We start from the raw sequence: 8,591 nt of genomic DNA, 5'->3' as shown, positions 1-8,591 counted from the left end.
TTATTAATATATTAATAATTTCAATTTTTTAGTATACTTAATGTAGTGAACAATTTCACTGCATCAAGAATAGGGGAGGTTTTTCAATGGGAGAGCTTCAAACACAAATGCAATTGCAAACGGATACAATTCACGAAGGGGTTCGAAAAGAGAATTGGTTTGCGAGAGCCATGAATATAAAAGTAGGCATCATACCGCTTCCTGTGTATGCCTTGCTGTTTATATTAATCACTGTTTTTGTTATGCATCACGATGTAAAAAGTGACATCTTGACATCCATTGCCGTCATGGCATTTTTCGGGTTCACCTTTGCCCAAATCGGCAAATCGATACCGATTGTTCGTTCTATCGGCGGCCCGGCCATCCTAGCTACTTTTATTCCGTCCGCTGTCGTCTACTATCACCTGCTGCCTCATGATATCGTCAAATCCACCACAGAGTTTACAGAAAACTCAAACTTTCTATACTTGTTTATCGCAGGAATTGTCGTGGGAAGCATCCTCGGCATGAAAAGAGAAACACTCGTAAAAGCATTCATGAAAATCTTTATTCCGCTTATTGCCGGTTCTGTCGCGGCCGCTATTGTCGGACTGGCTGTCGGCACATTGCTCGGACTCGGATTTCAGCATACACTGCTCTACATTGTCATTCCGATCATGGCAGGAGGAGTCGGAGAAGGCGCTATCCCGCTGTCCATCGGTTATTCTGACATCATGCCCATGTCTCAAGGGGAAGCGTTTGCACTTGTTCTGCCGTCGATTATGCTTGGCAGCCTGTGCGCGATCATTCTAGCGGGATTGCTGAACAGAATCGGAAAGAAAAAACCGGAATGGACAGGCAACGGCAAAGTGGATCGATCTGAAGAAGTGTCCCCTGCGCTGGAGGAATCACAAAGCGGCCAGCAAATGTTCAACCTTTCCTTATTTGCGTCAGGCGGTATCCTTGCTGTTTCTTTATACTTAGTCGGCATGCTCGCTCACGACTTTTTCGGATTTCCGGCACCCGTTGCCATGCTGTTACTGGCTGTTCTGGTTAAGCTTTTCAGATTGGTGCCTGCCTCAATTGAAAATGGCGCGTTTGGTGTGTCCCGCTTCTTTTCAACCGCTGTAACCTACCCGCTGCTTTTTGCGATCGGCGTGTCTATGACGCCGTGGGACAAGCTTGTCGCTGCCTTCAACCTCAGCAATATCATTACGATTCTGTCTGTCGTTGTGACCATGATGGCCGTCGGCTTTTTCACCGGAAAATGGCTGAACATGTATCCAATTGAGACAGCTATTATCAATGCGTGCCATTCAGGGCAAGGCGGCACCGGGGACGTCGCCATTTTAAGCGCCGCAGAAAGACTTGAACTGATGCCATTCGCCCAGGTGTCTACCCGAATCGGGGGAGCGATTACAGTGTCCTTAACCTTATTGCTGCTTCACCAGTTTTATTGATACACCGCAAGCAAGTTCTTTGTAAAACGAAAGAGCTTGCTTTTTTGCTGTCCGTGTTTTTGCAAGTTCCTGCCTCATGCGCTGGCTCAGAGACCGGCTGAAAGAATCGATCTCTTTGAAGTGAAACCGATCAGCGTTTCATCCGTATAACAGATATGGTTAAAAAAGGGAGTGACCAGAAATGATTGTGATCATCTTATTGATTGTAGCTATTATCGTTTTTCTTTCAGTCATTCAGCCGCAGCCCTTGGAAAACAAAAGCCGGCAGCAGGCGGACAGCGGGTTTTTCGGTTATTCAGATCATGGCTCGCATCATGATGGATGCGGCAGTGACGGAGGTTTCAGCGATTCCGGCTGTGGCGGCGGAGGCGATTGAGCGCCTCCTTTTTTATTTCATCGACTCGATATACGCGCCAAAAGATGCGCCTGACATGCCCGGGGACACGCGCACGCGATGGAGGGCGTACATTCCCTGGTCTCTCGATGCCGCGCCCGGTTCTGTCGTCACGCCCATTTGATAGCCCGTTTCTTTGGCGGCCTTTAGCGTATCCTCATTGTAGCGCCCCACCGGATAGCTGATGATAGAGGTTTGCTGATGAAACATGCCGTCAAACAGTTTTTTCGAATCAGCCATCTCACTGTGCTGCTGTTCAGGCGTTAACCCGTTCAGCTCAAGGTGGTCAATCGTATGGCTTTCAATCGATATGCCATGCTTCGCCATTTCTTTCATTTGGTCCTCTGTCAGATGATGTTTATGTCCGATCGATTTGCCGATCATAAAAATCGTCGCCCTCATCCCGTACTTCTTCAGCACCGGATACGCGTCTTGATAATTGTCTGTGTATCCGTCATCAAACGTGATCAGCACGCATTTCTCACTCGGCTTTTTATCCTGCGTCAGCATGAGATACGCCTCTTTCGGCGTTAATGTCTGATAGCCGTTATCGTGCAGCCACTTCATATGTGCTTCGAATTCTTTCTTCGGGACACGGAGGCTGTTTCCTGAGGAAATGCTGTGATACATCAAAATCGGCAGCTTTGCCGGTTTCTCTGTTTTAATCCATGCGGATGTATCGTCTTCTTTTTTCTGAATATGTACTGTCTTTTCTTCCGGTTTCTTTTGTTCTGCTTTCGGCATCTGCTGCTCCGCGTTTGCCTCTTGATCAGCGCAAGCCGCGAGAGCAAAGCAGCCGCCTAAAAGAAAGGCGCTTAAAATCAATCGTTTCATCGTTCTCCTGCTTTCTGTCTATTTCTTCCTCCTTTTCATCGGTTTGTTTCTGAGATTTTCAAGCAAAAAAACCGGACATGGAAGCATGACCGGCTCACATTTAAGAAAACTGATTCAAAACCAGCGAGGTTAACAGGCCAAGTGCAGCGATCAAACCTGTCATCGGACCGCTGTCTTCGTACGCCTCGGGCATCATCGTCGAAGCAATCATTGCAATGATGCCCCCGCCCGCAAACGCTGCGATTGCTGACATCACTTCTTCAGAAGCACCGTCGAGAAAGAAATATCCTGACCATGATGCAAGAATCGAAATCACGAACACCGCAGCCCAAAGCAGCATAATTTTTGTTCTGGAATACCCGTTGTTTTTCATTCCTGCTGTACTGGACAGCCCTTCAGGTATGTTGCTGATAAAGATGGCAATCACCAAAAGGAAGCTGACCGATTGTTCTTCGAGAAGGCTGGCGCCAATCATAATCGATTCCGGAACAGCATCCATGATGGTGCCGATAAAAATGGCGATTCCTCCGCCGCCGGCAGCTGCTTGTCCCGATCTTTTTCTTTGTGACGCGCCTCTTTTGGAAACCGCGTAATCAAAAATCGTAAAAACGACTGCCCCCGCAATAAATCCGGCGCCTGTCGACACAATTCCGCCTTCTGCCACTGCATCTCCAAGAAGCTCGTAAGCGGCAGCGCCAATTAAGACGCCTGTGCCAAAAGCCATAATATAGCCGATGATCTGTTTGCGAATCGAAAAAAACATGGACGCCAGCGCGCCCAGCAATACAGCAGAGCCGGAGATCCCGCCCCACATTGCCGCATGCCACATCACGATCTCCCCTTTCTTACCAACCACTACCCCCTGCGGTTTTTTCTGTAAACCTTTAAGAGAACACAAAAAAACCGGACATGTCTCCATGTCCGGTTTTTGAACTTAACGAATTCTCACTTCTGTCTCACTGTCAAAGAAATGGCTTTTATTCATATCAAACGCAACCGTCAGCTCATCACCTGATTGAATATCGAGACGAGCGTCGATCCGCGCAATAAAGTCTTGATTATCAATCTGCGAATAAATCATGATTTCAGAACCGAGCAGCTCTGCGACATTGATTTTCGCTTTAATCGAAGAGTTCTTATACGATTCTACAACAATTAATTCATCATGAATATCCTCAGGACGGATCCCGAAGATGACTTCTTTGCCAATGTAGCCCTTTTCACGCAGCACCTTCATTTTTCCTTCCGGCACGGTTAATGCTGCAGAACCGATTTTGATTACGCCGTCCGTCAGCTTTCCTTTGAAAAAGTTCATCGCCGGTGATCCGATAAATCCGCCGACAAATACGTTTTCAGGGAATTCGTATACATCCTTCGGCGTCCCGATCTGCTGGATTTTTCCGTCTTTCATGACCACGATCCGTGTCGCCATCGTCAGCGCTTCTGTCTGGTCATGCGTCACGTAAATCGTTGTGGTTTGCAGCCTCTGATGGAGCTTAATGATTTCCGCCCGCATTTGCACCCTCAGCTTCGCATCCAGATTCGACAAAGGCTCATCCATCAGGAACACCTTTGCATCCCGCACGATTGCCCGTCCAAGTGCGACCCGCTGTCTCTGCCCGCCTGACAGCGCTTTCGGTTTGCGGTGCAAATATTCCTCCAGCCCGAGAATTTTAGCGGCTTCTTCTACCCTTTTTTTGATTTCTGGCTTCGGCATTTTTCGAAGCTTCAGCCCGAATGCGATATTATCGTAGACTGTCATATGCGGATAGAGCGCGTAGTTTTGAAATACCATCGCGATATCCCTGTCCTTTGGCGCTACATCATTTACCCGTTTTCCTTCAATATAAAAATCGCCTTTCGAAATTTCCTCAAGCCCTGCGACCATTCGCAGCGTCGTTGATTTCCCGCAGCCTGACGGGCCGACGAATACGATAAATTCCTTATCGGCGATGTGAAGGTTAAAGTCATCAACAGCCGCTTCCTTCTGATCATAATATTTATAAATGTGCTCCATCCGCAATTCAGCCATCTAACATCCCCCTTTGTTATTGTAAACGCTTTCTTCATTTGAGTGTAACAGCTTTTTCATATCGCTGGAATGGGCAGCGTTCATAAAATCAGCCAACCATTTTTCGTGCATATTTCCAATTTATTCTGAAACTTCGCTTTGCAGGCAGATAAAATAAGCGAGCAGCGCGCCTTTATACGTTTTAATGTCTATCCCTGACCGCTCAATAAATTTATCAATTCGATATTGCAGGCTGTTGCGGTGCAGATGCAGCTTTTTAGCCGTTAACGTCACGTTTGAATTGTTTTCAATAAAGAGCTTGATTGTCTTCCTCAGCTCAGATTCATTTCCAAATAAAAGCTCCGCTTCTTCAGAGAGCAGCGTCTCCAGCTTTTCTTTTTCTGCTTCTAATAATAAAAAAGGAAAAATCATATCAAAGGTCACACTCTGCACCTGAGGCAGCCGTTTTTCAGCAAACAGGAAATACGTCTGTTCACGGGCGTAATGTGTTCGCAGATTCTCATCCGGCTCATAAAATCTCCCGGCATAAAAACGGACACTGAAGTAGAAATCACTCTCAAGAACTTTAGCGAGTGATTCCAGTTCGTCTTTCCCCGCCGCCGCTTCACTTTCCTGCTCGACAATCACGCCTCTGTCCTCATGCATCCACACAATCACAAAAGGAACCGGCCAAAAATGGCGGACGGCTTCCGCAAAGGACGCCCGCTCCATTTTGCCAATTAAATGAAAATGAACAAATCTCGTCCGCTTTTTTATGTTCGCCGGCACTTCCCCTTTAGAAAAAAGAAACGCAAACCACTTGTTTTCCTCCGGCGACTTCAAAGACATTTGATTGACCTCATCCGCAGGCGTCAAAAATGACTGCAGCAGCAGTGTCTCTTTTTCGCTAATTTCCTTTTTCGGAATGGAGATATATCTCTGATTGTTCTCATCAAAAAAGCATAGACAGTCTTCCTTTACGCAAAGCTCATCAGACACAATCGAACCGGGATAAATAGCCAGCAGAGATTTCATATGGTCTCCTCTCTCATGTAAGGATCTGTATATTTAGTATAAGGCGAAATGCAAGGTTCTCCAATAAAAAAGAGTATATCCGGCATAGACAGACGAGAAACTGAAAGGGAAACCTCGTTCGTTTACATATTGGCTTCAGCGGAAATAGAAGAGGATATGCAGGACCAAAGGAGGGTGATCATGAATGGGTTTAGAAGCGTTAAACAAAAGTTTTATCAACGGAAAATGGACAGAAGGAGAAAGCGGGCGTACGGAGAACATTTTGAATCCGTATGACCAGTCTGTGATTACAACAGCATCGTTGGCAACAAGCAAACAGCTGGAGGATACTTTTGACATTGCACAGCAGACTCAAAAAGAGTGGGCCAAGAGCACAACAGAAGACCGAAAAGCAGTCCTGCAAAAAGCGCGCGGCTACTTACAGGAAAACCGTGATGACATCATCATGATGATCTCCCGCGAAACCGGCGGAACGATCATTAAAGCAACGATCGAGCTTGAGCAAACCATTGCGATTTTAGATGAAGCCATGACGTATACCGGCGAGTTGGGCGGCGTCAAAGAGGTTCCATCCAACATTGAAGGAAAAATCAATAAGATTTACCGCCTTCCGCTCGGTGTGATTTCATCAATTTCTCCATTTAATTTTCCAATGAATTTATCAATGAGAACGATTGCACCTGCGATTGCGCTGGGAAACAGTGTTGTTCACAAGCCAGATATTCAAACCGCTCTTTCCGGCGGAACCATCATTGCAAAAGCATTTGAACACGCCGGCCTTCCTGCGGGTGTCCTCAACGTCATGTTGACGGACTTAAAGGAAATCGGGGACGGCATGCTGACCAATCCAATCCCGAAATTAATCAGCTTTACGGGATCAACCGCAGTCGGGCGTCACATCGGTGAAATCGCTGGGCGTAACTTCAAGCGAATGGCCCTTGAGCTCGGCGGCAACAACCCATTTGCCGTCCTATCAGACGCGGATGTCGATCGTGCTGTAGACGCCGCGATTTTCGGGAAATTTATTCACCAGGGACAAATCTGCATGATTATCAACAGGATCATCGTTCATCAAGATGTGTACGATGAGTTTGTTGAAAAATTCACCTCCCGTGTCAAACAGCTTCCGTACGGCGATCAAACCGATCCGAAAACCGTTGTCGGCCCGCTGATCAACGAACACCAAATCGAAAAAGCGCTGGAGATCATTGAGCAGGCAAAGGCAGACGGCATTGAGCTTGCGGTTGAAGGAAAACGCGTCGGAAACGTGCTCACACCGTATGTCTTTGTCGGTGCTGACAACAACAGCAAAATTGCCCAAACGGAGCTGTTTGCCCCCATTGCCACCATTATCAAAGCCTCCAGCGATCAGGAAGCGATTGATATGGCAAATGATACAGAATACGGCCTCAGCTCGGCTGTTTTCACTTCTGATTTAGAAAAAGGCGAAAAGTTTGCCCTGCAAATTGACAGCGGCATGACCCATGTCAACGACCAGTCCGTTAATGACTCGCCGAATATCGCCTTTGGCGGAAACAAAGCCAGCGGTGTCGGCCGCTTCGGAAATCCTTGGGTGGTCGAGGAATTTACCGTGACGAAATGGATTTCGATACAGAAGCAATACCGCAAATATCCGTTCTAAACGAACAAATCCCTCTGCTTCAAGTGCAGAGGGATTTTCATTATTTAGATATATCAACAAACCCTTCGCCAAACACATCGCGTACGTCATGGACGATCACAAACGCTTTTTTGTCGCAGCTTCTGATGATTTTCTTCAGCATGGACAGCTCCTGTTTGTTAATGACAATATACAAAATCTCTTTCGACTGGCCCGTATAGTTTCCCTTCCCTGATAAAATCGTGACACCCCGATCCATCAAGGTATTCACCTGCTCTGCAATCTCACTCTTATTTTCCGAAATGACCGTAATGGCTTTTTTCGTATTCAATCCTTCAATAATGAAGTCCATCACTTTCGTTCCGATATACAGCATCACGATCGTAAACATCATTTTTTCCGCACCAATAATAAAATAAGAGCTAAATACCACGATTAAATCAAAAAACAATAACGCGTAGCTGATATTCCAGTCTAAATATTTATTAGCGATTCTGGCCAGAATCGCAGAACCGGCGGTCGTGCCGCCGACACGAATAATCATGCCAATACCGACTCCCGCAAATACACCCGCGAAAATCGTATTAATGATCAATTCATTAGACGGAATACTCCACCCGTGTGTCAGATGGAGAAAAAGCGAATTCGCCGCTACGGCAATGATGGTATAGACAGTGGTTTTACCGTCTAGAAACTTGTAGCCGATTAAAAGCAGAAATGCATTTAAGATAAAGTTCGTTACTCCGGGAGACCATTGAAACACATAATACAAAATCAGCGTAATCCCAGTGACCCCGCCTTCCCCAAGGTCATTGGGAATCGCAAACAAATTCACTGCAAGCGCAAAGAAAAAAGCACCAATCACAAGCATCAGCACATCCAGCATTTTCTTTTTCATCACAAAACACTCCTTCTCCAGATAGTATCAACAAAAAAACCCAGGAGTACGCTCTCGCAAAAGAGCAGAAACTCCTGGGCTTTTATCCCACCGTGTCATAACAGCCAGGCTGTTATGTGTTTTCTCTCGGTCACAGACCAATTTGCATTGCGGAACCCTAGAAAACCACTGTTTTTTATCATATCTTGTTTACTTTCCAATATTAGCATTATAAGGGACGGTTCGAATTGGTTCAAGGGGTATTTGCGGAGATTTATTCAGATGGGCTACAAGAAAAAGCGATTTATTTATTAACAAATAATAGATATGACCGATAAGAAAAATAGCATATATTTTACAAGTAAAATTAACTATAAATG

At 46.0% G+C, this 8,591-nt stretch carries 8 protein-coding genes and 1 riboswitch; of the genes, 3 read left to right on the top strand and 5 right to left on the bottom strand.

Features of this window, described 5'->3' with window-relative positions; translation table 11 throughout:
• The first annotated feature begins 86 nt into the window (after positions 1 to 86).
• Both cimH and LWH95_RS20980 read left to right on the top strand, forming a co-directional pair.
• A complete protein-coding gene (gene cimH, locus LWH95_RS20985; RefSeq protein WP_232920310.1) occupies positions 87 to 1,439 on the top strand; it encodes a citrate/malate transporter CimH in 1,353 nt (450 codons plus the stop codon).
• A gap of 181 nt (positions 1,440 to 1,620) precedes the next feature.
• Positions 1,621 to 1,815 (top strand): hypothetical protein, encoded by a 195-nt coding sequence (locus LWH95_RS20980; protein WP_084995556.1) that lies wholly within the window; start codon positions 1,621 to 1,623, stop codon positions 1,813 to 1,815.
• Positions 1,816 to 1,827: 12 nt separating this feature from the next.
• Here LWH95_RS20980 and LWH95_RS20975 read toward each other — a convergent pair whose 3' ends face one another.
• The 4 genes from LWH95_RS20975 to LWH95_RS20960 form a co-directional block, all read right to left on the bottom strand.
• Positions 1,828 to 2,667 carry a polysaccharide deacetylase family protein gene (locus LWH95_RS20975; RefSeq protein ID WP_232920309.1) on the bottom strand — a complete coding sequence of 280 codons (840 nt, stop codon included), beginning with the start codon at positions 2,665 to 2,667 and terminating at the stop codon, positions 1,828 to 1,830.
• 100 nt (positions 2,668 to 2,767) lie between these two features.
• Complete coding sequence (locus tag LWH95_RS20970) at positions 2,768 to 3,496, bottom strand: ZIP family metal transporter (RefSeq protein ID WP_232920311.1); 729 nt, start codon at positions 3,494 to 3,496, stop codon at positions 2,768 to 2,770.
• Positions 3,497 to 3,601: 105 nt separating this feature from the next.
• Entirely contained in the window at positions 3,602 to 4,699 is a 1,098-nt protein-coding gene (gene msmX / locus LWH95_RS20965) for a maltodextrin ABC transporter ATP-binding protein MsmX (protein WP_232920308.1), read from the bottom strand.
• A gap of 120 nt (positions 4,700 to 4,819) precedes the next feature.
• Positions 4,820 to 5,713 carry a PucR family transcriptional regulator gene (locus LWH95_RS20960; protein ID WP_232920307.1) on the bottom strand — a complete coding sequence of 298 codons (894 nt, stop codon included), beginning with the start codon at positions 5,711 to 5,713 and terminating at the stop codon, positions 4,820 to 4,822.
• Between the two features lie 184 nt (positions 5,714 to 5,897).
• Between LWH95_RS20960 and LWH95_RS20955 the strand changes: the two genes are divergently transcribed.
• Positions 5,898 to 7,355 (top strand): aldehyde dehydrogenase family protein, encoded by a 1,458-nt coding sequence (locus LWH95_RS20955; RefSeq protein ID WP_232920306.1) that lies wholly within the window; start codon positions 5,898 to 5,900, stop codon positions 7,353 to 7,355.
• 40 nt (positions 7,356 to 7,395) lie between these two features.
• On the opposite strand, the gene LWH95_RS20950 is transcribed toward LWH95_RS20955, so the two are convergent.
• The gene (locus tag LWH95_RS20950; RefSeq protein ID WP_003236173.1) at positions 7,396 to 8,232 is read right to left on the bottom strand and encodes a YitT family protein; all 837 of its coding nucleotides are present in this window, start codon (positions 8,230 to 8,232) and stop codon (positions 7,396 to 7,398) included.
• Positions 8,233 to 8,301: 69 nt separating this feature from the next.
• Positions 8,302 to 8,404: riboswitch (guanidine-I (ykkC/yxkD leader) on the bottom strand.
• Between the last annotated feature and the right edge of the window lie 187 nt (positions 8,405 to 8,591).

Origin of the sequence: Bacillus sp. G16 (assembly GCF_021282335.1) — a bacterium.
Classification (GTDB): Bacteria; Bacillota; Bacilli; order Bacillales; family Bacillaceae; genus Bacillus; species Bacillus inaquosorum.
The sequence above is the reverse complement of the archived record's forward strand: the minus strand, read 5'-3'. Positions and strand labels throughout refer to the sequence as shown.

Bases quoted from the DNA above. Each gene is read 5' to 3' on its own strand.
- LWH95_RS20975 (WP_232920309.1), bottom strand. From the start codon at position 2,667: ATGAAACGATTGATTTTAAGCGCCTTTCTTTTAGGCGGCTGCTTTGCT.
- cimH (WP_232920310.1), top strand. From the start codon at position 87: ATGGGAGAGCTTCAAACACAAATGCAATTGCAAACGGATACAATTCAC.
- LWH95_RS20960 (WP_232920307.1), bottom strand. From the start codon at position 5,713: ATGAAATCTCTGCTGGCTATTTATCCCGGTTCGATTGTGTCTGATGAG.
- LWH95_RS20980 (WP_084995556.1), top strand. From the start codon at position 1,621: ATGATTGTGATCATCTTATTGATTGTAGCTATTATCGTTTTTCTTTCA.
- msmX (WP_232920308.1), bottom strand. From the start codon at position 4,699: ATGGCTGAATTGCGGATGGAGCACATTTATAAATATTATGATCAGAAG.
- LWH95_RS20950 (WP_003236173.1), bottom strand. From the start codon at position 8,232: ATGAAAAAGAAAATGCTGGATGTGCTGATGCTTGTGATTGGTGCTTTT.
- LWH95_RS20955 (WP_232920306.1), top strand. From the start codon at position 5,898: ATGGGTTTAGAAGCGTTAAACAAAAGTTTTATCAACGGAAAATGGACA.
- LWH95_RS20970 (WP_232920311.1), bottom strand. From the start codon at position 3,496: ATGTGGCATGCGGCAATGTGGGGCGGGATCTCCGGCTCTGCTGTATTG.